The sequence below is a fragment of the Mesorhizobium sp. LNHC252B00 genome, from assembly GCF_000502955.1.
Taxonomy (GTDB): Bacteria; Pseudomonadota; Alphaproteobacteria; order Rhizobiales; family Rhizobiaceae; genus Mesorhizobium.
Map to the genome: position 1 here is coordinate 47,155 of NZ_AYWO01000001.1, position 21,863 is coordinate 69,017.

Sequence of the window (21,863 nt, forward strand, 5' to 3'; positions counted from 1 at the left end):
AGAATCCGAGCGACGCCTCAAACTAGGATTTTCGCGACAGGCCATCTTCCCTGATCGCGCTGACCAGCGTCTCGCTTCCTTCGCGAAGATGCTGCCTCAGGATGACTATGGCTTTCTCGCCATTGCGTCGCCGGCAGGCAGCCAGCAAGTCGCGGTGCTCCGTCTGCGAGCGGTTGCGATAGTCCAGGTTCGACAGCAGGATGCGAACGTAGCGATCGGCCGCATTGTGGTGCGCCTCGATCAGGCCGAGCAGTCGATGGTTGCCGCAGGCATCGTAGAGGCGTGGCTCGTCCAGCCCTCCGGGCATTCAGCCAGTCTGCGGCAGGTCGAGCGCGGAGCGCACCCGGCCGAGACCACGCTTGTAGAGCATCGCGCCTTGGGCAGGGGCGAGCAGATCGTCATGCGGCGTGAAGTCCACGATGCGCTTGTTGAAGGCGACCTCCCCGCACCCGGGAGCCAGGCAGTCGAGTTTTCCTTTCGGACATGAACTGAACTTGCAGAGCCGGCCCAGGTAATTGTCGCTGCCGGGTTCGATCAGAAAAACATCCAACTGGTGATCGGCAACGCTGATCCCTGTTCCCTTCTCAAAGGCCTCGCGCAGGGCAAGCGCGGCGGCGCGGCGCAGTTCGCCGAGGCGTTCCTGCGAGTCGAGCCAGAGTGCCAGATCGAGATCGCTGCATTCATGCCAGACCTCGATCCGTTCGCGCCGGAATTCGCTGAAGCGCGGCACCTCTTTCCAAAGCGGCTTCGCGACGGAGCCGATAACGGCCACCGCCCCCACCTCGCGGAAGCGCGTCCAGGCATCGGTGACGACATCAGCCGCAGCGCGGAACTGCCGCTGGCGTTCCAGCATGTAGCGATTTTGCTCGTCAATCGCCGCGCGCCGCATGTCAGGCCAACAGTTTCATGAAATTGCGCTTGCGGCCGAAGCGGGCCTTTACATCCGCCAGATACGCGGCATGTTCGGACGCGCCGCGCAGACCGGCCATACGGCCGATCAGGGCTGCCGCTTCGGCATAGGCGCCGTTACCGCCAAACTGGGCCAGTTGGTTGACGCGTTCCGCATAAGTCTTCAATGCCTCGCGCGGATGAGTGGCTTCACTGACCTGCGCGAGCTTTTCCTTCAGCCCCTCGGAAGCGCCATGTGCGCGCGTATTCGCCCACGCCAAATCAAACTGCTTCTCCTCAATTAGGATGCTGATAAGCAGATCGGCCGGATAATGCCAAGCGGACGGCTTCTCGCGCGCCAGTCTGGATTGGAGACGCTCGATCGCGCGATCGCGCGCCTCCTTGCCACCCGACTTGCACAGCCATTGACACAGGTTCAGGCTCGGCGCCTTCTCGAATGCGCGCCACAGATGCGCTTCAGCGTCCGCATCGCGACCGGCTGCGGTCAGCAGGTCGACTGCAAAGAAAACGAGCTGCTCGTCAGGTCGGTCATCCTCGAACATCCACAGGCCATCCTCGGCCCAGCGCAAAGCCTCTTCCGCACGACCTTGCGAGAGGCAGAATTTGGCGATTTGCAGATAGGCTTGCTGTGAGGACAGATGCTTGGCGCGAAGCGCAATGCGCGCCTCCACGTCGCCATCGCGTTCGGCAAAGAAGTCGAGGATTTCCTGGAGCCTGAAATGGTCCCCAGACAGTATGTGACCCGCCCGGTTCCTGCTGGCGGTCGCGGGCAGCTCATCCCAGGCCTCGGTGGCAAGGCGACGGTATTCAGCCAATCCTTCCTCGCCGAGGATGTCGCCATAGACCCCGGCCGCGCCAGCAAAGGTGTCGTAGTCACCGTTCATCTCGCGGGCGAAAAGGTCACGCGCCAGGGACAAGGGTTCGCAAGGCGCCTCCAAGGCAGCGTTGCAGTGAATTTCGCATGCCCGGTCGAGAAGTGGGGCGCAATGGCCATCGGAATCGTCCACGCCCTCGATAGCAGCCTCGATCCGATCGATGGCTCGCATAGCGAGCCGCATGACGATGGCCGCATGCTTGCTCGAGACCGAGGCGATCACGTCGAGCGCCTCGTCCACGCCTTGGGCCCAGTTGGACGCCTCGCGGTAGTCCACGAAGCCATTCGTGGCGGTTGCGCCGTCAATCATCTTGCCCAGACGCGCCTCGAGAGTCCTCTCGTCACCATGTGTAGCGAGCGCGGCCATTTCGAGCTTACGCAACAGGATCGGGTCGCGCTCGGCAAAATCCATGATCATCTCCACGAGCGTCGCGATGTCCTTGCTCTCCAGATGTTGGCGAATGCCCGCGAAGACGTCGAGGCTTTCCGCTTCAGCGTCGCTGACTACCGCATTTGCCGCTAGCGCTGTTGCCACCAAATGCTTGCAATAGCCCCAATCCTCGAAGGCGCGGCAGGAACAGGTGCCGTCGACCGACTCTGCACGCCCCATCAGCTCAACGCGATAGTCCTCCGTGCCGGCAACCTGCGCCAGCACGCGCTTCGGCCCGACGGTCAGCAGTCGCACCAGCCCGTCACGCCAGTAGGCCTCGCCGCGCAAGTACACCTTGCTGCCGACAAGGTCGTGCAGGGCATCGACATCGAAACGGGGACGACTGTTCTTGCGGTTCATAGTGGCGGCTGAAGCCTCGAGTCAGCCGAGATGAGACGCAGGGCCTCGTCCAACGTAACGGTCGAATGCAGCCGCCACCATGTTCCGGTGTGCCTGTGCCACATGAGGTCGAACCGGGTCTCGGCGAGATGCTCCTCCACATGGTCGAGCCGGGCGAAGGGAGCGTTGAATTCTTCACCGTCATCCGAACGGTAGCGCGCGGAGAAACCGTATTTGCTTCCTCGCCACTTGCCGAAAATGTCTAACGGATGGTCGAGCCGATTCGGCTGGCCGTGGATTAACCGTGGCTTCAGAACATCGGCGATGAAACGCTCGCAGTCGGCGGCGATGGCCAGCTTCTCGTCGGCCGAAAGTTTCTTGACCCACACCATCGCGTTCCCGCTATCGCCGCCAAGAGCGCTGTGGTGCTGCCCTCAGCCATGCGGCTATCGCCGTTTATGATAATCGACCGATCCGGTGAGGCAATCCTTTTGAGGCAAGATGCCTCCGAATTTGCGGGAACTGCCCGATGGTCTCTTCGCATTCGGCGGCTGCGTATCTTTCAGCCAACTCCTCTCACGCCAGCCACTCTTTCACCGCCGGGCGAGCGAGAACCGCGCGCATCCGCTCTTCGGCGTCGGCAACAGCCAGCGCCATCGGCGCGCGGGTCGGGCCGCAATCGACGCCGATGACGCGGAACGCCGCTTTCATGCCCGGCAGGACGCCGGTTTCCAGCAGCACCTCAACGAAGTCCTGCGATACTATCTGCAGCACTTTCGCCCGTGCCAGATCGTCGGCGCGGATCGCCTGGTCAATCGCCAGGTACAGCCTGCCGAGCAGATTGTAGGTGGTGCCGATGCCGCCATCGGTGCCGAGCATGCCGGCGGCGGCATAGATCTCGTCGAAGCCGTAGTAGAACAGCTTTTGCGGCTGCCGCTTGCGCAGCAGCGAATATTTGAACAGGTCGGTGGAGGTGTATTTGATGCCGATGACATTGCGCAGATCGAGCAGTCGGACCAGCAGGTTGAGCGGCAGCGGCCGGCCGGTGCGCAAGGGGATTTCGTAGACGATCAGCGGCAGGTCCGTCGCCGCCGCCAGCGCCTGGTAGTAGCCAAAGACCTCTTCGTCGGAGAATGGATAGGAATGCGGTGGCAGCGCCGACAGCGCGTGATAGCCGAGCTTTTGCGCCTGCCGTGCCAAGCGGATGGAATCGCGCAGGTTCGGCATGCCGACATGAGCGATCAGCCTGGTGCCGGTGCTTGCAGCACTGGCGAACACCACCTCTTGCTGAACCAGCAATTCGTCCGCCGTCAGCAGGCCAGATTCGCCGCTGCTGCCGCCGACATAGAGCCCGGCCAGGCCCTGGCGCAGGACGTAGTCGTTAATGTTGCGCTGGCGCTGCGGATCGAATTCGCCGGCATCGCTTAGTCCGGTCATCAAGGCGGCATACATGCCCGCCAATTCCTTGGTCATTTGGGAATCCTCAGTCCGTTCGGAAATTTCATTGTGTGGCCTCGCCTGCATGGTGGCAGGCGACGAGATGTTGCCCGGTGATGGGTGAGCCGAAATCGCGCACCTCCGGCGTCACCCTCGCGCAGATGTCGCTCGCCATCGGACAGCGCGGATGAAAATGGCAACCGGGCGGTGGCTTCGACGGATCGGGCACCGCACCGCCCAGCACGATGCGCCGGCGTGTACCACCGGCCTTGGGGTCGGGCACCGGGATCGCCGACAGCAGCGCGCGTGTATACGGGTGCAGCGGGCTGCCGAACACCCCTGCCGTGGTGCCGATCTCGACGATCCGGCCCAGATACATCACCGCGACACGGTCGCTGAGATAGCGGATCATCGACAGGTCATGACCGATGAACAGATAGGTCAGCCCGAGGCGCGCCTTGAGGTCGTCCAGCAGATTGACGATCTGCGCCTGGATGGAGACGTCGAGCGCCGAGATCGGCTCGTCGGCAATAATGAATTTTGGATTGGCCGCCAGAGCGCGGGCAATGCCGACACGCTGGCGCTGGCCACCGGAGAGCTCGAACGGGTAGCGGTCGCGCAGCGCTTCCCGCAAGCCGACCAGCGCCAGCAATTCACTGACGCGGGCATCGCGCGAGGCGCGCGTGCCGATCTTCTGCGCACGCAGCCCCTCGCCGATAATGCGCCCGACCGTCATGCGCGGGTTGAGCGATCCGAACGGGTTCTGGAAAACCATCTGCATGTCGCGGCGGCGCAGCTTGAGCTGCTCGCCTGTCGCAGCGGCATAGTCCCTGCCCTCGAAGACGATGCTGCCGGCGCTCGGCGGCTCGAGCCCGAGCACCGCGCGGCCGGTCGTCGACTTGCCGCAGCCGCTTTCACCGACCAGCGCCAGAGTCTCGCCGCGCATCACCTTGAAACTCACCCCATCGACGGCATGCACGGCGCCGACCTGTCGCCTGAGCACACCGCGCCGAATGGGAAAATGCACCTTGAGATCGGCGACGACGAGCAGCGGTTCTTGTTGGAGCGTCGCGGCCGGTGCCGCGCTTGGCGCGGCTGCCGGCGCACGCGGCGATCGCTCGACTTGCCGCCAGCGCCAGCATGCGGCGGTGTGGCCGGCGCCGACCGTTTCCAGTGGCGGGTTCTGCTCGCGGNGAGTTCAGACGTGTGCTCTTCCGATCTCTTGATCGGCACCAGCCTTGTGTTTGCCGCCGTCAGCGATGGAATCGAATTCAACAAGCCGATCGTATAGGGGTGCGTTGTTGCCGAGAACAGCTCATCGACCGGCGCGCATTCGACGATCGAGCCCGCATACATCACCGCGACGCGATCGGCGAAGCCGGCAACGAGGCTGAGGTCATGGCTGATCCAGATGATCGCCATTCCGAGCTGTTTCTGCAGGCGAGCGACCAGCTCGACGATCTGTGCCTGGATAGTGACATCGAGTGCCGTGGTCGGCTCGTCGGCGATCAGGATCGACGGCTTGCAAACCAAGGCCATGGCGATGCCGATGCGCTGCAATTGCCCGCCGGAGAACTGGTGTGGAAAGGCGCGCATGCGCTGCGGCGCGTTGGCAATGCCGACGAGATCCAGCATGTCGAGCGCCTGGCGCTGTGCTTGTGGCTGGCTCAGGCCCTGGTGCTCGCGCAGCGCCTCGGTCAGCTGCAGGCCGATGGTCAGCACCGGGTTCAGCGACGACATCGGATCCTGGAAGATCATGGCGATGTCGCGGCCGCGGATCTGGCGCAGTTCGCTGTCGGGCATGGCCAGCAGATCGCGGCCTCGAAACAACGCACGGCCGGAGGTGACCCGGCCGGGAGGCTTGCGGATCAGGCCCATCAGCGTCTGCACGGTGACCGACTTGCCGGAGCCGCTTTCGCCGACGATGGCCAGCGACTCGCCTTCGGCAAGATCGAAGGAGACGTCGTTGACGGCATAGACGGAGCTGCCTTTGGGGCCGAATTCGACGCTTACGCCTTGTACGGAAAGCACAGCTTGCTGTCCTATCCCCTTTGCAGCCCTGTCGACGGAAAGCGTGTTGGCCTCCATCATTTGCCACCACCGCCCATGATGTGCTGCGGGTCGAGCGCGTCACGTAGGCCGTCGCCGACGAAGTTGATGCTGAGCACGGCCATCGCGATCATCGCGCCGGGCGGGATCCACATCCAGGGCTGGCTCTCGAGGATCGACAGCGTGCGGGCATCGCGCAGCATGTTGCCCCAGCTGGCCGCCGGCGCCTGCGCGCCGAGGCCGAGGAAGGACAGCGAGGCTTCGAGCAGGATGACGGTGGCGACGTCGAGCGTGATCGCCACCAGGATCGGGCCCAGCACGTTGGGCAATATGTGTTCGAGAATGATGACCGACGGCGAGGTACCGAGCGAGCGCGCGGCGAGGACGAATTCCTGGTTGCGCAGCGCCAGGATCTCGCCGCGCGTCAGCCGGGCGATGGACGGCCAGCTGAGCAGGCCGATCACCACCATCGTGTTGAAGATGCTCGGGCCGACCACTGCGACGAAGGCGATGATGATGACCAGGCGTGGAAAGGTCAGCACCATGTCGATCACGCCCATCAGCAAGAGGTCGACCTTGCCGCCGAAATAGCCGGCAATGCAGCCGATGAAGATGCCTATTGCCGCTGAGATCGCCACCGCGACGAAGCCGACCGTCAGCGAGATGCGGCCGCCATAGAGGATGCGGGCAAAGATGTCGCGACCGGTGCCGTCGCTGCCCAGCCAATGCACGTCCCCGGGCGGCTGGTTGCGGCCGCGCAGATCGATGTCGTTGGGGCCGTAGTGAGCGATCAGCGGCGCCAGCATGCAGGCGAGCACGATGATGGCGAGCATGATCAGCCCGAGCGTCGCCAGACGGTGATTGAGGAAACGGCGGACCGCCTCGGCCCACAGGCCGCGCGAGACGCCGACAGCGATCGTTACATCGGCGGCGGTGACGTCAGTCATAGCTCACCCGCGGGTCGAGCACGCTGTAGGCAAGGTCGGTCGCAAGGTTCGCCAGCATGACGATGATGGCGGTGAGCAGCACATAGCCCATGATGACCGGGCTATCCCTGTTGACCACCGCATCGATAAACATCAGGCCGATGCCCGGCCACTGGAAGATCGTCTCGATCACCACCGAGCCGCCGAACAGCGTCGGCAAAGCGAGGCCGAAGACAGTGACCAGCGGGATCAACGCGTTGCGCAGACCGTGGCGCAGCGTGATCGTGCTTGGCCGCAGGCCCTTGGCCTTGGCGGTGCGCATATAGTCCTGGTTCAGCACGTCGAGCATGCCGGCGCGGGCATAGCGCATGAAGATGGCGGCGCGGAACAAAGCAAGTGCTGCCGCCGGCAGGATCAGGTGCCTGAGATTGTCGAGGAGCGAGAAGTTGTCGCCCGCCGTCGAGATGCCCGACGACGGCAGCCAGCGCAGTTCAAGCGCAAAGACGTAGACGAGCAGCAGCCCCATGAAGAAATCCGGGATCGACACGCCGACGAAGCCGCCCAGCGTCAGCGAATAGTCGGTCAACTTGTATTGCCGGAGCGCCGAGATCACGCCCAGCGTGGTGCCGATGAGGAAGGCGACGAGCAGTGCCACCGCCATCAGCTCCAGCGTCATCGGCAGGCGCTCGCCGATGATATCGCCGACGCTGCGACCGTTGACGAAGGAGCGGCCGAGATTGCCGTGCAGGATCTGGCCGATCCAGTTGAGGTATTGGATGTAGAACGGCTGGTCGAGGCCGAGCTCGCCGCGCCGCATCGCGATCAGCGCCTCGCTCGACGGCGCCTCCGCCGTGATCATCGCCAGCACGGCGTCGCCCGGCATGGCATGCGCGATCGCGAAGACTATGACGGTGACGCCGAACAGCACCGGGATGCTGAGCAGCAGCTTGCGCATGAGATAGCTGAGCACCGGCTTCTCCTATCGCTGAAGGCGGCTGTTGAGGCGGTTGGTCATGAGGTTCCACCTCATGACCAACCGATGAGGGCGTCTACGCAGCGGCCTATTTTGCCACTTCCCACTTCTCGACTTCGTTGTAGACCGGGTGGTTGAAGATCACGAGCGGCTGCTCCTTGAAGTGCTGCGCCAGGCCAACGATGCGGTTGTTGAAAGCCAGCGGCCGCACCTCGTTCCACAGCCAGGCCTTGGGCAGCTCCTCGTTGAGGATGCGTGACGCTTCCTGGTAACTTTCGGCACGCACGGCTCGGTCGGTCGATTCCAGCCCCTTGTTGAACAGTTCATCGACCTTGGTATTGCAATAGCCCATGCTGAGTGGTTTTGCGCCGCAGACGACGACCGGCGAACCGAGCGAGGGATCGAGCCCCATACCGTTGGCGAAAAAGCCCATCTGGAAGCTGCCGTCGGCATAGGTCTGGTTGATTGCCGCCGGATCGAGCAGGCGCGGCTGGATGTTGACGCCGACTGCGGCCAGATAGCTCTGGATGGCGGTGACGGTGTCGACATTCATCTGGTCGGAATAGTAGTAGATGAAATCGACCGGCTGGCTGCCGTCCCAGCCCGCGTCGGTGAGCAATTGCTTGGCCTTGTCGGGATTGTAGTCGTAGGGCTCGAGGTCCTTGGCGCGTGCCCAATCCTGCGGAAACAGCGTGTTCGACAGCTCGCCGGCGCCTTGCTTGACCGTCTCGATGATGGCCTTGCGGTCGATGGCGTAGAGCATCGCCTGACGCACCCGCACGTCGGCAAAGCGCTTGTTCTCCAGGTTGAACTGCAAGTAGGTCGGCAAGCCGGCGGAGAATTTCGGCAGCACCGTCAAATAGTCGAGCTTCTGCAGCCGGGCGAGTTCGGAGATGGGCACGCCACCGCCCTCATAGGACATGGCGTCGACCTCCTGCGTTTCGAGTGCGGCGATGATCGGCGGCACGTCCTTGTAGATCTGGTAGATGATGCGCTCGAGCTTCGGCGCACCGAGGAAATAGTCGGGATTGCGGTCGACCTCGACATACTGGTCGCTTTCGTATTTCTTCCAGATAAACGGGCCGGTGCCGACGCGGTTGACCCAGAAGGCGTTGCCCTTGATATCGCCGGGCGCGACCTTGCCGAGGATGTGTTCGGGAAAGATGCTGATCGCGATAAGCTGCAGCTCGACCCAGAGAGGCTTGGCGCTGTCGAGTTCAATCTGGACGGTCGTGTCGTCAAGCGCCTTGACCCCGGCAAGCGAGGAGGCCGAGCCATCCTGGAAAGCCTTGTATCCGGCCACCGAGCCGAGCTTCTGCGCCCAAGGCGAGCCAACCTTGGGGTTGGCGTAGAGGTTGAGGCTGAACACCACGTCCTTGGCGGTGAAGGGCGTTCCGTCATGCCATTTGACGCTATGGCGCAGGCTGAAGACATAGGTCTTGCCGCCATCGGGCGTCTTCCAGCTTTCGGCCAGCATCGGTTGCACGCCATCGCCCGTCCATTTGATGTGGACCAGTCCCTGCAGCACGGTCTCGTCGAGCCTATGGCCGCACGTGGTGTGCAGTGTTCCCATCTCGATGCAGCCGGTGCGCACGGCGGAACGGAACGTGCCGCCCCCCTCGGCCTTGGCGATCACTGCGGCAAACATCAGCGCCATCGCCGGCACAAGGCTCATCAGCAGTCGTCTCATGGAATCCTCCTCCCATTGCTTTCCGCCGGCCGAAATCGGGGCGATGCCCCTGCTCCAGGCCTACTCCCGCGTCAGACCCTCGCCTGCCGCGCCGACCGCCGCGCCATTGGCCGGCGGCGACCTCCTCCAAACCCATCGGTTCCGCAAGTCCTCGCTTGCGGCGACTGGTCTAATAGCTTAAAAGGTAGACCATGCACAATATGCCGGTTCGAAAAAAATTATCCGATGAAGTCCGCCTCCGCCTGGAGGAGATGATCCGCGACGAGGTCTATGCGGTCGGCGCCTCGCTGCCGTCCGAACGCGACCTGATGTCGATGTTCGATGTCGGGCGCCCCTCGGTGCGCGAAGCGCTGTTTGCGCTGGAGAAAATGGGGTTGGTGCGCATCAACAGCGGCGAGCGGCCGAAGGTGACGCGGCCGACGTCGAAAAACATGCTGGAGCAGTTGACCGGCACGGCCCATCTGTTGATGGACCAGCCCGACGGCATCGGCCATTTCGAGCAGCTGCGGCTGTTCCTCGAAGTTTCGATCGCGCGCCATGCCGCCGAGGCGGCGACGCGCGAACAGGTCGATGCGCTGGCGGCGGCACTTGCCGAGAACGAGCGCGCCATCCCGCGCGCCCGCGCCTTCGCTGTCACCGATGTGGCGTTTCACCGGGTGTTGACCGCGATTCCCGGCAACCCGATCTTCCTCGCCGCGCACGAAGCGCTGGTGGAATGGCTGATCAACCAGCGCATCCATATGGCCAACACCGAGGTGGAGAACCGCAGGAGCTTTGCCGGCCATAAAGCCGTGTTCGAGGCCATCGAGCGGCACGACCCGGAAGCTGCCGGCCGAGCGATGCGCGAGCATCTGGAAAACGCCCGGCGCAAGTTCAATTCGGGTCTGGCGAAACCCGACTAGGCTCGCCTGTCTTCACGCTTCGATCTTCATGCCGTCATCTCGGTATTTGGCGCCGCACAGCGATTGGTCGGGCCGCGTCAGAAAGCGACCTTGTCGCCGCCTTTCAATGACAGGATTTCACGTGCCTCGTCGGGCGTCGCCACTTCCATGCCGAGCCCTTCGATGATCTTGCGGGCTAGGAGCACTTGTTCTGCGTTCGATTTGGCAAGCTTGCCCTTGCCCGCCCACAGGCTGTCCTCCAACCCAACGCGGATGTTGCCACCGAGTGCGGCTGATTGCGCGGCGATACGCAGTTGGCTGGCGCCGGCGCCCAGCACCGACCAACGGAACTGGTCGCCGAACAACCGGTCGGCCGTGCGCTTCATATGAGCCACGTCTTCGGGATGCGTGCCGATACCGCCAAGTAGCCCGAACACCGACTGCACGAAGAAGGGCGGCTTCACCAGCCCACGGTCGGCGAAATGGGAAAGGTTGTAGAGATGGGCGATGTCGTAGCACTCGAATTCGAAGCGCGTGCCATTGTCGTAGCAGGTCGCCAGAATGTACTCGATGTCCTTGAACGAGTTGCGGAAGACGAGGTCGCGCGTCGCTTCCAGATGCGGCTTTTCCCAGTCGAACTTGAAGGTCTCATATTTGTCGGCGAGGTGATAGAGCCCGAAATTGATCGAACCCATATTAAGCGAGGCGACCTCGGGCTTGAACTGGGCGGCCGGGCGCACACGCTCCTCGACCTTCATGTAGGGGCTGCCGCCGGTGGTGATGTTGATGGCGGCTTTGGTGCCTTGCTTGACGCGTGGCAGGAAGCGGGCGAAGGCCTCCGGCGTCTGGTCGGGCTTGCCGGTCTCCGGGTCGCGAGCATGCAGATGCAGGATCGCGGCACCGGCTTCCGCCGCGGCGATCGCCTCCGAGGCAATCTGGTCGGGTGTGATCGGCAAATAGGGCGACATGGTCGGCGTGTGGATCGCGCCCGTCACCGCGCAGGTGATGATGACCTTGCCCTTGGTCTGCTGGACGCCGGGCTTGCGGGTCGTCTCGATCATTGTCCGTACTCCTGGTCCGATTTTTTCTTGTGCGCCGCCAGCGCCATCAGCCGGCGGTCGCGCCATACCTGCCGCTCGCCGAGGTTCTCGCGCGGCAAGCGTTCGCGGCGGTCGGCTTCGACGGTCTTCATCACCTCGCCCGCCCAGTCGACGCGGCGCAGCATCTGCGGAAATATGTTCGAATATATCGACTGATAGCGCTCGACATAGTCGCGCACGCCGCCGGGCGCGTTCAGATCGATTGTCTCGAACGGACCCATGAATGACCAGCGCAGCGCCAGTCCGTCGCGGATGCCGATGTCGACATCCTCGACACTGGCGTAACCGTCGGCGACAAGCCGGAACGCTTCCTCAAGCAATGCGCCTTGCAAGCGGTTCATGATGAAGCCGTCGAGCTCGCGCTTCATCACGAGCGGCGCGTGGCCGGCATCGATGAGGAAGGCGCGGGTCCTTTCCAACGCCTCGGCGGACGTCCACGGCGCCGGCACGACCTCGGCTGCCGGAATGAGATAGGGCGGATTGATTGGATGCACGACCAGGCAGCGATGGCGCCCTTGCAGATGGTCGGTGAATTTCGATGGCAAGAGCGCCGAGGTGGAGCTGGCGATGATCGTTTGCGGATCGGCAAGCCTGTCGATCAGAGAGAATACGCCACGTTTCACCTCCAGGTTTTCGGGCGTGTTCTCCTGGACATGGGCTGCACCGGCCAGCGCCTCCGCCAACTCGGCGACGATTGCGATCCGGCCGACCACGGCGTCGACCGCCTGTCCTCGCAGGAGGTCGTTCCCAGCGAGATCGCCAAGCACGCCGGCAATGTAGTCGCGGGCGCCGCCAGTCGCGGCGGGCGACTGATCCCACATCCGCACATTATGGCCGGCACGGGCAAAGCTGATCGCCCAGGCTCGCCCGATGAACCCGGTTCCGACAATCGCGACATTGGCCATGGACTATTCCTCAGAGTGTTTCGACATTGCCGTCGACGCCGAGCGACTGGCCGGAAATGTTGATCCCCGCATCGGAGAGCAGGAAGGCGACCATCGCGGCGACATCATAGGGGCTGGTCATGCGGCGCAGCGAGATGTTCTGCAGATAGCGATCCCTCATCTCCTCATGGCTGATGCCGACCTGCTTGGCACGTGCCGAGATGACGCCTTCGATGCGCGGCCCCTCGATGATGCCGGGTAGGATGGCGTTGACCCTTATGCCATGCGGCCCGAGCTCCTTGGCGAGACTCTGCGTGAAACCGATGACACCGAACTTCGCCGCCGAATAAGGCGTGCGGAAGGCGTAGCCATGCCGGCCGGCCGCCGACGACATCGAGACAATCGAGCCGCCGCCCGCTGCCTTGATCAGCGGTACCGCGCGCCGGGCACACAGGAACTGGCCGGTCAGGCAGATGTCGATGCAATGTCGCCAGTCCGCCGGATCGATCTCCTCGACACCGCCGGTCGGTCCGGCAATGCCGGCATTGTTGATCAGCGCATCGAGACCGCCGAGCTTTTCCTTAACGGCCTCGAAAAGCCGGTCGACGTCGTCGTCACGCGAGACATCGGCCTTGATCGCGGCGACCAGATCGATCTTGCCGGGAGCAGCGGCCAGCGCCTCGTCGGAAACGTCGCAGACTATGATGCGAGCGCCGAGCCGCGACAACGTGTCGGCTATGGCAAACCCGATGCCTCCAGCGCCTGCCGTCACCAGCACGCGCTGGCCTTTCAGCCCGGTCAGAAAGTCGTCCTGCATGCAACAGCTCCAGCGAGATTCCTGACTATATAGAAACGAGACTGACGTGGGTACGCGATCCGCGCAAGTGAGAGCCGGTCGAGCTACGGGCAACGGGGGACGCGCGGCCGGAGACCGGCAGTCATGACTTGGGGCATTCACCGTTATCGGATTGCCAAGGAATGGTAGTGTGATTATACCAGTTGATAAGCTGACGACGGGCGATGCCGTCGGATGAGACCAGGAGTAGTGGCCAGAGATGACAACGATTGCGCTGTTCGGTGCCGGCGGGAAAATGGGTTACCGCCTGTCGATCAATTTTCGCGGATCGCCCTACACGATACGCCATGTCGAGGTCAGCGAGGCCGGCCGCGAACGGCTGAAGACCGGACTGGGTTTTGATGCGGTGAGCGCCGACGAGGCGCTCAAGGGGGCCGACGTGGTGATCCTGGCCGTTCCGGACACGCATATCGGCAAAGTGGCGACTAGCATCGAGAGCCAGCTGGCGCCGGGCACGATGGTGGTGGTGCTCGACGCGGCGGCACCTTTCGCCGGTCATCTGCCGAACCGGCCGGACCTCACCTATTTCGTCACCCACCCCTGCCATCCGCCGATCTTCAATGACGAGACCGACATGGCGGCCAAGAAGGATTATTTCGGCGGCGTCAAGGCCAAGCAGCATATGGTCAGCGCCTTGATGCAGGGACCGGAAGAGGATTACGCCAAGGGCGAGGCGATCGCGAAAATCATCTGGGCGCCGGTCATGCGCTCGCACCGCGTCACCGTCGAACAGATGGCGCTGCTCGAGCCTGGCCTTTCGGAGACGGTCTGCGCCTCGCTGTTGGTGGTCATGAAGGAGGCCGTCGACGAGGTCGTGGCGCGCGGCGTCGACAAGCAGGCGGCGCTCGACTTCCTGCTCGGCCATATGAACGTGCTCGGCGCCGTCATCTTCGGCGAGACCAAGGGCGTGTTCTCGGACGCCTGCAACAAGGCGATCGAATTCGGCAAGCCGGTTCTGATGCGTGACGACTGGAAGCGCGTCTTCGAACCGGAAGAGATCGCCGCAAGCATTCAGCGCATCACCTGAAAGAGCACATGCGCTTGGCGCAGCGTCCCGACGCGTCGGCGTACCGTTACCGACACTCCGTTTGCCGCCATCAGGCACATGTCACCTGAATTAGTGATTGACTCATCATACCAGTTGGCTTAGCTGTTCATGGCTCGGATCGACAAGGTTTCGCAGGGAGTACGAAGCCTGGCGAGTGGAGGATGGCTGGTGAGCAACGATCCGCTGAGGGGAGCCGGCAAACGGCTCTTTAGCCCGAAAGCGATCCGCCGCCCGCGCTGCCTGACGAATTCGGATGCCGACAGAGGCCTTGGTTGACCAAGGTAATTTTTCAAACGGGAGGACTTCATGAAACTCACTCGCAGAATGACGCTTGCGGCTTTCGCCGGCATGCTGGCGCTTGGCACGGCGATGCCCGCCTGTGCGGCGGATCTCATCGCCATCATCACGCCCTCGCACGACAATCCGTTCTTCAAGGCGGAAGCCGTCGGCGCCGAGGCCAAGGCCAAGGAACTCGGCTACGAGGCGCTGGTCCTCGTCCATGACGACGACGCCAACAAGCAGTCCGAGCTGATCGACACCGCAATCGGTCGTGGCGCCAAGGCGATCATCCTCGACAATGCCGGCGCCGACGCCACAGTCGCCGCCGTACAGAAGGCCAAGGATGCGGGCATTCCGTCCTTCCTGATCGATCGCGAGATCAACGCCACCGGCGTCGCCATGGCGCAGATCGTCTCCAACAACTATCAGGGCGCCCAACTCGGCGCGCAGGAATTCGTCAAGCTGATGGGCGAGAAGGGCAATTTCGTCGAGCTGGTCGGCAAGGAATCCGATACCAATGCCGGCATCCGCTCCAAGGGCTATCACGACGTCATCGACGACTATCCGGATCTGAAGATGGTCGCCCAGCAGTCGGCCAACTGGAGCCAGACGGAAGCCTATTCCAAGATGGAATCGATCCTGCAGGCCAACCCCGACATCAAGGGCGTCATCTCCGGCAACGACACGATGGCGATGGGCGCCTATGCAGCACTTGCCGCGGCGAACCGCAAGGATGTCATCGTCGTCGGCTTCGACGGATCGAACGACGTGCGCGACTCCATCACCTCGGGCGGCATCAAGGGGACCGTCCTGCAGCCGGCCTTCGCGCAGGCGCAGATGGCGGTCGAGCAGGCCAACGACTTCATCAAGAACAAGAAGTCGCCGGCCAAGGAAAAGCAGCTGATGGATTGCGTCCTGGTCAATGGCGAGAATGCCGCCAAGCTCGAGACCTTCGCGCTGACCAACTGAGCCAGCGTGATTTGAACAGCGAGGGGCGAATTTCGGTTCGCCCCTCGCCGCCATTTTCCGTGGGCCGACCACCACCATGCTGAACAACAGGCCATCATGCTGAACAACAAGCCGAACTGGCCGATCCTTGCCTTGATGGTCTGCCTGACCGCTTGCAAGATCTTGCCGACAAAATCGGCAGACGGCGGCAATGCTCCCGTCTTCAATCCGGACAAGACGGTCGAAGAGATATGGGCGGCAAAGGTCGTGCCTTATCTCCAGCAGAAAGCCGGACCGTTTCCAGAAGTTCACACTCTAGCGACAACCGATGCCGCAGCGGCCGGAGCCAAATACGGTAATCCGAACAAGCAGGCGAACGCGCCGTGGACTTTCGCAGTTCGCCTGGAAGGCAAGATCGTCGCGGCGAATACGCAGTCGCGTGCGGCGACGGTCGACATCGATGTCGACGGCGACGGCAAGGCCGATGCGCGGGTGCAGATCGGACCAGCGGTGCGGGGAACCGCACTGCGCGACAGCCTAGACTTCATCCAGTTCAACGATTTCACCAACCAGATCGACTTCGCCCAGTTCGGCAAGGCGTTCAACAGCTACGCCGACAAGACGGTGCTGTCCAAGTTGCCGCGCGAGGCGCTGGAGGGCCGCAGCGCCAAGGTGCTCGGCGCCTATACGCTGGGCAGCGGCCAGGACCTGCCGCTGGTGACGCCGGCGGAGGCAGAGATCGGGTCGAAGCCATGAGCGCGACCGCAGAGCGCGAAATCATCCTGAAGCTGGAGGACGTCTCCAAGGTCTATTCCGGAACCGTTGCGGTCAAGCGCGCCAATTTCGAGGTACGCAAGGGCGCGGTCAACGTATTGGTCGGCGAAAACGGCGCCGGCAAGTCGACGCTGATGAAGATCATCGCCGGTGTCGAACGGCCGACTGCAGGCCGCATACTGCTGGAGGGCGAAGAGGTGTCCTTCTCGTCGTCCGGCGATGCGGTGAACCGCGGCATCGGCATGGTGTTCCAGGAACTGAACCTGTTCGGCAACATGAGCGTCGCCGAGAACATTTTCGCCACCCGCGAAATCACCAACCGGTTCGGCAAGATCGACCGCAAGGAGCAGGAGCGCCGCGCGGCGGAATTTCTGGAACGCCTGCAAGCCGGCATACGGCCCGCTATGCTGGTCGAGGATCTGCGCATCGGCCAGCAGCAGCTGGTCGAGATCGCCAAGGCGGTCTCGCTCGACGCGCGTATTCTGATCATGGACGAGCCGACCTCGGCGCTGAGTGCGGCGGAGGTCGAGATCCTGTTCAAGGTGATCGCCGACCTCAAGGCGCGTGGCGTCGCCATCGTCTACATCTCTCACCGGCTGGAAGAACTGATCCGCATCGGCGACTACATCACCGTGCTGCGCGACGGCCGCATCACCGGCCAGGAGGAGATGAAGAACGTCGACACGCAATGGATCGTGCGGCAGATGATCGGCTCCGACGCCAAGGACTTCGCCAAGGCCGACGGTCATGTTCCCGGCGAAGAGATCTTCCGGGCCGAGGACATTTGCCTGCCACGCGCCACCGGCGGCCTTGCCGTCGACCATGTCTCGCTGTCGCTGCGTGCCGGCGAGATTCTCGGCATATACGGCCTGATGGGCGCCGGGCGCAGCGAATTGTTCGACTGCATCATGGGCCGCCATAGTCATTCGACGGGCGAGATCTTCATTGGCGGCAAACAGGTCAGGGAGCGCGACACGACGCGACGCATCCGGCGCGGGCTGGCACTGATCCCCGAGGACCGCCAGCGCGAGGGGCTGGTGTCGATCCTCTCGGTCGCCAGCAACCTGACGCTGGCCAGCCTGTCGCGATTTGCCAGCCTGTTCCATATCCGTGGCGCCGACGAAAGGCAGGCGGTGACACAGATGGTGCGGGAACTGGCGATCAAGGTCGCCGACCCGGTGCAAGAGGTTTCGTCGCTGTCCGGCGGCAACCAGCAGAAGGTGGTGATCGGCAAGGCGCTGCTCACCGGACCCAAGGTGCTGTTGATGGACGAGCCCAGCCGAGGCATCGATGTCGGCGCCAAGGCGGATGTGTTCCGCACCATGCGCAAATTGTCCCGCGACGGTTTGGGGATTCTTTTCGCGACCTCCGATCTCGACGAGGTCATGGCATTGTCCGACCGCATTGCGGTGATGAGCAACGGAAAACTGACTGGCATGTTCGATCGCACTGAAGCGACGGAGGCGGCACTCGTCGCCGCATCGGCGCTTGGCCACGGACCGGCCGCACACAAGGAGAGCATCGCCCATGACTGACATCCCAGCCAAGGCGGCAGCTCCCTCCGCGCCCAGCGGCTCCGTGCTGTTGACGCTGATGAAGCTCAGGACCTTCATCGCGCTGATCGCCGTCCTGATCTTCTTCTCGATCGCGGCGCCGAATTTCCTGTCGACCGCCAATCTGATCCTGATGTCGAAGCATGTGGCGCTGAACGCGTTCCTGGCGATGGGCATGACCTTCGTCATCATCACCGGCGGCATCGACCTTTCGGTCGGCTCGATCGTCGGTCTGTGCGGCATGGTGGCCGGCTATCTCGTGCTCAACGGCATCGACCTGCAGATCGGCTACACCATCTATTTCAACGTTTTCGAGATCGCGCTGATCACGCTTGCGGTCGGCATATTGATTGGCGCCGTCAACGGGTTGCTGATCACCAAGCTGAATGTCGCGCCGTTCATCGCCACGCTGGGCGTCCTCTATGTCGCGCGCGGCCTGGCACTGCTGTCGTCGGACGGCCGCACCTTCCCGAATCTCGTCGGCAAGCCGGAGCTTGGAACCACCGGTTTCGGTTTTCTCGGCGCCGGCCGGCTGCTTGGCCTGCCGGTGGCGATCTGGATCCTGATCGTCGTTGCACTGGGGGCCGCCTATCTCGCCAAGTACACACCGCTCGGGCGCCACATCTTTGCCGTCGGCGGCAATGAACGCGCGTCGCGGATTTCGGGCGTCCGTGTCAACATGGTGAAGATGTTCGTCTATATGTTCTCAGGTTTCTGCGCGGCGATCGTCGGCCTGATCATCTCGTCCGAGCTGATGGCCTCGCATCCCGCGACAGGCGAAAGTTTCGAGCTCAACGCCATTGCGGCGGCGGTGCTCGGCGGCACCTCGATGTCGGGCGGCCGCGGCACGATCGGCGGCACCATCGTCGGCGCGTTCGTCATCGGCATTCTTTCGGACGGATTGGTGATGATGGGTGTGAGTTCGTTCTGGCAAATGGTGATCAAGGGCCTCGTCATCATCGTCGCCGTCGTCGTCGACCAGGCGCAGCGGCGTCTGCAGAGCCGCGTAACGCTGATGCAAATGGCAAAGGCGGGCTGATCATGGCGAAGCTGCGGGGAGCGCTGATCGGCTGCGGCTTCTTTGCCGTCAACCAGATGCATGCCTGGCGCGACATAGCGGGCGCCTCGATCGTCGCCATCTGCGACCGCGATCCGGAACGGCTCAGGATCGTCGGCGACCAGTTCGGCATTGCGAAACGCTATACCGACGCGACCTCTCTGTTCGAAGGCGAGACGTTCGACTTCGTCGATATCGCCACCACCGCGCCCAGCCATCGTCCCCTTGTCGAGATGGCGGCCGCCCACCGCGTTCCGGCGATCTGCCAAAAGCCGTTCGCGCCGACGCTCGCCGACGCCAAGGCGATGGTGAGGGCTTGCACCGACGCAGGCGTGCCGCTGATGGTGCATGAGAATTTTCGCTGGCAGTCGCCGATCCAGGCGGTACGCGCCGTGCTCGACAGCGGCGAGATCGGCACGCCTTTCTTCGGGCGCATTTCCTTCCGCTCCGCCTATGACGTGTTTTCCGGCCAGCCTTATCTGGCGACGGGAAAGCGCTTCATCATCGAGGACCTCGGCATCCATATCCTCGATATCGCCCGTTTTCTGCTCGGCGACGTCTCGACGATCACGACACGAACGGCTCGCATCAACCAAGCGATCGCTGGTGAGGACGTCGCGACCGTGCTGATGGATCACGTGAGCGGCGCGACATCTGTGGTCGATTGCAGCTACGCGACGAAGCTCGCCACCGAGCCGTTTCCCGAAACGCTGGTCGAGATCGACGGCAGCGACGGCACGATCCGGCTGGCGCAGGGATACCGGCTCACCGTCGCCGGCAAGAGCGGCACGGCCGTCACCGACGTTTCGCCGCCGCTGCTACCGTGGGCGTCGCGGCCCTGGCACAACATCCAGGAAAGCGTCGTTGCCATCCAGCAGCACTGGGTAGACTGCCTGGCAAAGGGGATCGAACCGGCGACCTCGGGCGCCGACAATCTCAAAACGTTTGCGCTGGTCGAGGCCGCCTATGCCGGTGCCGCGAGCCGCCAACCGGTGCAGCTCGACGCCTTGCTGAAATGACCACCGACGCCTTCCTGCTCTATGGCACGCGTGCGGTAGAAGCCGAGCCGGTCAGGCTGAGCGCAGGCGCGCTCACCGCCGACTTCGTCAACGGCAATCTGCGCACCATCCGCCATGGCGGCACCGAATTGCTGCGCGCCATCGCCTACATCGTCAGGGATCGCGACTGGGGCACCTATGAGCCAGTGCTGACGGACCTTGCCATTGACCAAGACGCAAACAGTTTCTCGGTCGGCTATTCGGCAAGTTGCACCGGGCCGGACGGAAGCCGGCTCCGCTTCCGCGCCACGATCGAAGGTTCCGCCGAGGGTCGCCTGACGTTCGATGTGAGCGCCCTACCCGAGAGCGATTTCGAGACCAATCGCTGCGGCTTCTGCATCCTGCACCCGATCGCCGGGCTGGCCGGCAGCCAGGTCACGGTCGAGCACACGGACGGCCACGTGGTGGCGACAAAGCTTCCCGAACTGATCGACCCCTGGCAGCCTTTCAAGGATTTGCGCGCCATCACCCATCAGGTTCGGCCTGGTGTCACCGCCGAATGCCGGATGGATGGCGATACTTTCGAAATGGAGGACCAGCGTAACTGGTCGGACGCATCCTACAAGACCTATGTGCGGCCGCTGGCGCTGCCTTGGCCCTATGTACTGCCTGCCGGCCAACCCCTGCGCCAGACGATCAGCCTGCGCATCACCGGTGAAGGCACAGCGCCGGCTGCCGCCGTGGCCAACGAACCGGTCCGCGTCGAACTCGGCGAAGCCGGACCGAGGCTGCCCGATATCGGCGTGGTCATCTATCCCGAGGATGTCGAGACGGCGCTGGCGAATCTCTCCGCGCTGACGACACTCGGCCCCCAACAGTTGCTGTTTCACTACGATCCGACGCGCGGCCACGGGCTCGACGCCTTGCGCGCTTTCGCGCGGCTCGCAATTGCTTACCCAGCTGAAACGACCCTCGAATGCGTCGTTACCTGCACTGGCGACCTCGATACCGAACTGTCAGGCGTCGCCGACCTGGTGCGCCAGGCCGGGCTGAGCCTCTCGGCCATTGCGGTGTCGCCTTCGGTCGACCGGCAGTCGACGCCGCCGGGCAGTGCGTGGCCGCCCTGCCCGCCACTCGAAACGGTCTATGCCGCGGCGCGGCGCGCCTTTCCCGATATCCGACTCGGCGGCGGCATGTTCAGTTATTTCACCGAGCTCAACCGGAAGCGCGTACCGGCGGACCAGCTCGATTTCATTACCCATTGCACCTGCCCGATCGTGCATGCCGCCGACGATCTCAGCATCATGCAATCGCTGGAGGCGCTGCCTTTCGTCACCCAATCGGCACGAGCGATCTTCGGGACAAAACCCTACCGGATCGGTCCGTCGACGATTGCCATGCGCCAAAACCCCTATGGCGGCGCGACCAAGCCCAATCCGCAGGGACAGCGCATCGCGATGGCTGATCGCGACCCGCGGCATGCCGGCCTTTTCGCCGCTGCGTGGACGATCGGATATGCAGCGCGTGTCGCACCGGCCGGGCTGGAGATGCTGACGCTTTCCAGCTTCACCGGGCCGTTCGGCGTGCTGGCATCATCCGGAGAACCCGTCGCGGAAGGATCACCCCGGCCCATCTTCAGGGCTATCAAGGGCCTTTGCGAGATGGCTGGCCTTGCGCATGTGGCGGCAAGGACGAGCGATGAGACCAGGGTGCTGGCTCTGGCTGGACGCTCCACTTCAGGCAAGACAATCGTGTGGCTGGCGAACCTGACGGCGGACGACGTGCCGGTCGACATTTCAGCTTTTGGCCGAGGCCACCTCGTGATGACCCCTTACGCGATCGTCCGGATCGGCTGAAG

20 protein-coding genes are annotated in these 21,863 nt (G+C 63.3%); 8 read left to right on the plus strand and 12 right to left on the minus strand.

The annotated features are described in order from the left end of the window. Positions 1-22: 22 nt before the first annotated feature. From X744_RS168830 to X744_RS168790, 9 genes are all read right to left on the minus strand, one after another. Positions 23-307 (minus strand): FCD domain-containing protein, encoded by a 285-nt coding sequence (locus tag X744_RS168830; RefSeq protein WP_023756707.1) that lies wholly within the window; start codon positions 305-307, stop codon positions 23-25. Further along, on the minus strand, positions 308-889 hold the full coding sequence (locus X744_RS168825; RefSeq protein WP_023756708.1) for a hypothetical protein: 582 nt from the start codon (positions 887-889) through the stop codon (positions 308-310). Between the two features lies 1 nt (position 890). Next, entirely contained in the window at positions 891-2,501 is a 1,611-nt protein-coding gene (locus X744_RS168820; RefSeq protein ID WP_348626145.1) for a DUF6880 family protein, read from the minus strand. A gap of 68 nt (positions 2,502-2,569) precedes the next feature. Continuing rightward, a complete protein-coding gene (locus X744_RS168815; RefSeq protein ID WP_245266352.1) occupies positions 2,570-2,941 on the minus strand; it encodes a hypothetical protein in 372 nt (123 codons plus the stop codon). 187 nt (positions 2,942-3,128) lie between these two features. Then, the gene (locus tag X744_RS168810; RefSeq protein WP_023756711.1) at positions 3,129-4,025 is read right to left on the minus strand and encodes a dihydrodipicolinate synthase family protein; all 897 of its coding nucleotides are present in this window, start codon (positions 4,023-4,025) and stop codon (positions 3,129-3,131) included. A 28-nt stretch (positions 4,026-4,053) separates the two neighbouring features. Then, on the minus strand, positions 4,054-4,968 hold the full coding sequence (locus X744_RS168805) for an oligopeptide/dipeptide ABC transporter ATP-binding protein (RefSeq protein WP_198032164.1): 915 nt from the start codon (positions 4,966-4,968) through the stop codon (positions 4,054-4,056). A gap of 1,108 nt (positions 4,969-6,076) precedes the next feature. Further along, positions 6,077-6,985 carry an oligopeptide ABC transporter permease gene (gene opp4C / locus X744_RS168800; RefSeq protein WP_023756714.1) on the minus strand — a complete coding sequence of 303 codons (909 nt, stop codon included), beginning with the start codon at positions 6,983-6,985 and terminating at the stop codon, positions 6,077-6,079. Beyond that, positions 6,978-7,934 carry an ABC transporter permease gene (locus tag X744_RS168795; protein WP_023756715.1) on the minus strand — a complete coding sequence of 319 codons (957 nt, stop codon included), beginning with the start codon at positions 7,932-7,934 and terminating at the stop codon, positions 6,978-6,980. The genes opp4C and X744_RS168795 overlap by 8 nt, the downstream gene beginning before the upstream one ends. A gap of 91 nt (positions 7,935-8,025) precedes the next feature. Further along, complete coding sequence (locus X744_RS168790; protein WP_023756716.1) at positions 8,026-9,627, minus strand: ABC transporter substrate-binding protein; 1,602 nt, start codon at positions 9,625-9,627, stop codon at positions 8,026-8,028. Positions 9,628-9,827: 200 nt separating this feature from the next. Between X744_RS168790 and nanR the strand changes: the two genes are divergently transcribed. Then, positions 9,828-10,529, plus strand: a complete 702-nt coding sequence (nanR, locus tag X744_RS168785) for a transcriptional regulator NanR (RefSeq protein ID WP_280948930.1) — start codon at positions 9,828-9,830, stop codon at positions 10,527-10,529. A gap of 77 nt (positions 10,530-10,606) precedes the next feature. On the opposite strand, the gene X744_RS168780 is transcribed toward nanR, so the two are convergent. From X744_RS168780 to X744_RS168770, 3 genes are read right to left on the minus strand one after another with little or no spacing between them, the layout of a single operon-like run. Beyond that, a complete protein-coding gene (locus X744_RS168780) occupies positions 10,607-11,569 on the minus strand; it encodes a 3-keto-5-aminohexanoate cleavage protein (RefSeq protein ID WP_023756718.1) in 963 nt (320 codons plus the stop codon). After that, positions 11,566-12,513, minus strand: a complete 948-nt coding sequence (locus X744_RS168775) for a 3-hydroxyacyl-CoA dehydrogenase (RefSeq protein WP_023756719.1) — start codon at positions 12,511-12,513, stop codon at positions 11,566-11,568. The genes X744_RS168780 and X744_RS168775 overlap by 4 nt, the downstream gene beginning before the upstream one ends. A gap of 10 nt (positions 12,514-12,523) precedes the next feature. Then, positions 12,524-13,309, minus strand: a complete 786-nt coding sequence (locus tag X744_RS168770; RefSeq protein ID WP_023756720.1) for an SDR family oxidoreductase — start codon at positions 13,307-13,309, stop codon at positions 12,524-12,526. Between the two features lie 238 nt (positions 13,310-13,547). Here X744_RS168770 and X744_RS168765 point away from each other — a divergent pair, with 238 nt between their 5' ends. The 7 genes from X744_RS168765 (at position 13,548) to X744_RS168735 (ending at position 21,861) form a co-directional block, all read left to right on the plus strand. Continuing rightward, positions 13,548-14,375, plus strand: coding sequence for a phosphogluconate dehydrogenase C-terminal domain-containing protein (locus X744_RS168765; RefSeq protein ID WP_023756721.1), 828 nt, complete (start codon positions 13,548-13,550; stop codon positions 14,373-14,375). A 327-nt stretch (positions 14,376-14,702) separates the two neighbouring features. Continuing rightward, the gene (locus tag X744_RS168760; protein ID WP_023756722.1) at positions 14,703-15,644 is read left to right on the plus strand and encodes a D-ribose ABC transporter substrate-binding protein; all 942 of its coding nucleotides are present in this window, start codon (positions 14,703-14,705) and stop codon (positions 15,642-15,644) included. A 96-nt stretch (positions 15,645-15,740) separates the two neighbouring features. Further along, positions 15,741-16,379, plus strand: a complete 639-nt coding sequence (locus X744_RS168755; RefSeq protein WP_023756723.1) for a DUF2291 family protein — start codon at positions 15,741-15,743, stop codon at positions 16,377-16,379. Continuing rightward, positions 16,376-17,932 carry a sugar ABC transporter ATP-binding protein gene (locus X744_RS168750; RefSeq protein ID WP_023756724.1) on the plus strand — a complete coding sequence of 519 codons (1,557 nt, stop codon included), beginning with the start codon at positions 16,376-16,378 and terminating at the stop codon, positions 17,930-17,932. Before X744_RS168755 ends, X744_RS168750 begins: the two co-directional genes overlap by 4 nt. Next, complete coding sequence (locus X744_RS168745; RefSeq protein WP_023756725.1) at positions 17,925-18,989, plus strand: ABC transporter permease; 1,065 nt, start codon at positions 17,925-17,927, stop codon at positions 18,987-18,989. The genes X744_RS168750 and X744_RS168745 overlap by 8 nt, the downstream gene beginning before the upstream one ends. A 2-nt stretch (positions 18,990-18,991) precedes the next feature. Next, positions 18,992-20,026 carry a Gfo/Idh/MocA family oxidoreductase gene (locus tag X744_RS168740; RefSeq protein ID WP_023756726.1) on the plus strand — a complete coding sequence of 345 codons (1,035 nt, stop codon included), beginning with the start codon at positions 18,992-18,994 and terminating at the stop codon, positions 20,024-20,026. Then, positions 20,023-21,861 carry a hypothetical protein gene (locus X744_RS168735; protein ID WP_023756727.1) on the plus strand — a complete coding sequence of 613 codons (1,839 nt, stop codon included), beginning with the start codon at positions 20,023-20,025 and terminating at the stop codon, positions 21,859-21,861. The genes X744_RS168740 and X744_RS168735 overlap by 4 nt, the downstream gene beginning before the upstream one ends. Positions 21,862-21,863: the final 2 nt, after the last annotated feature.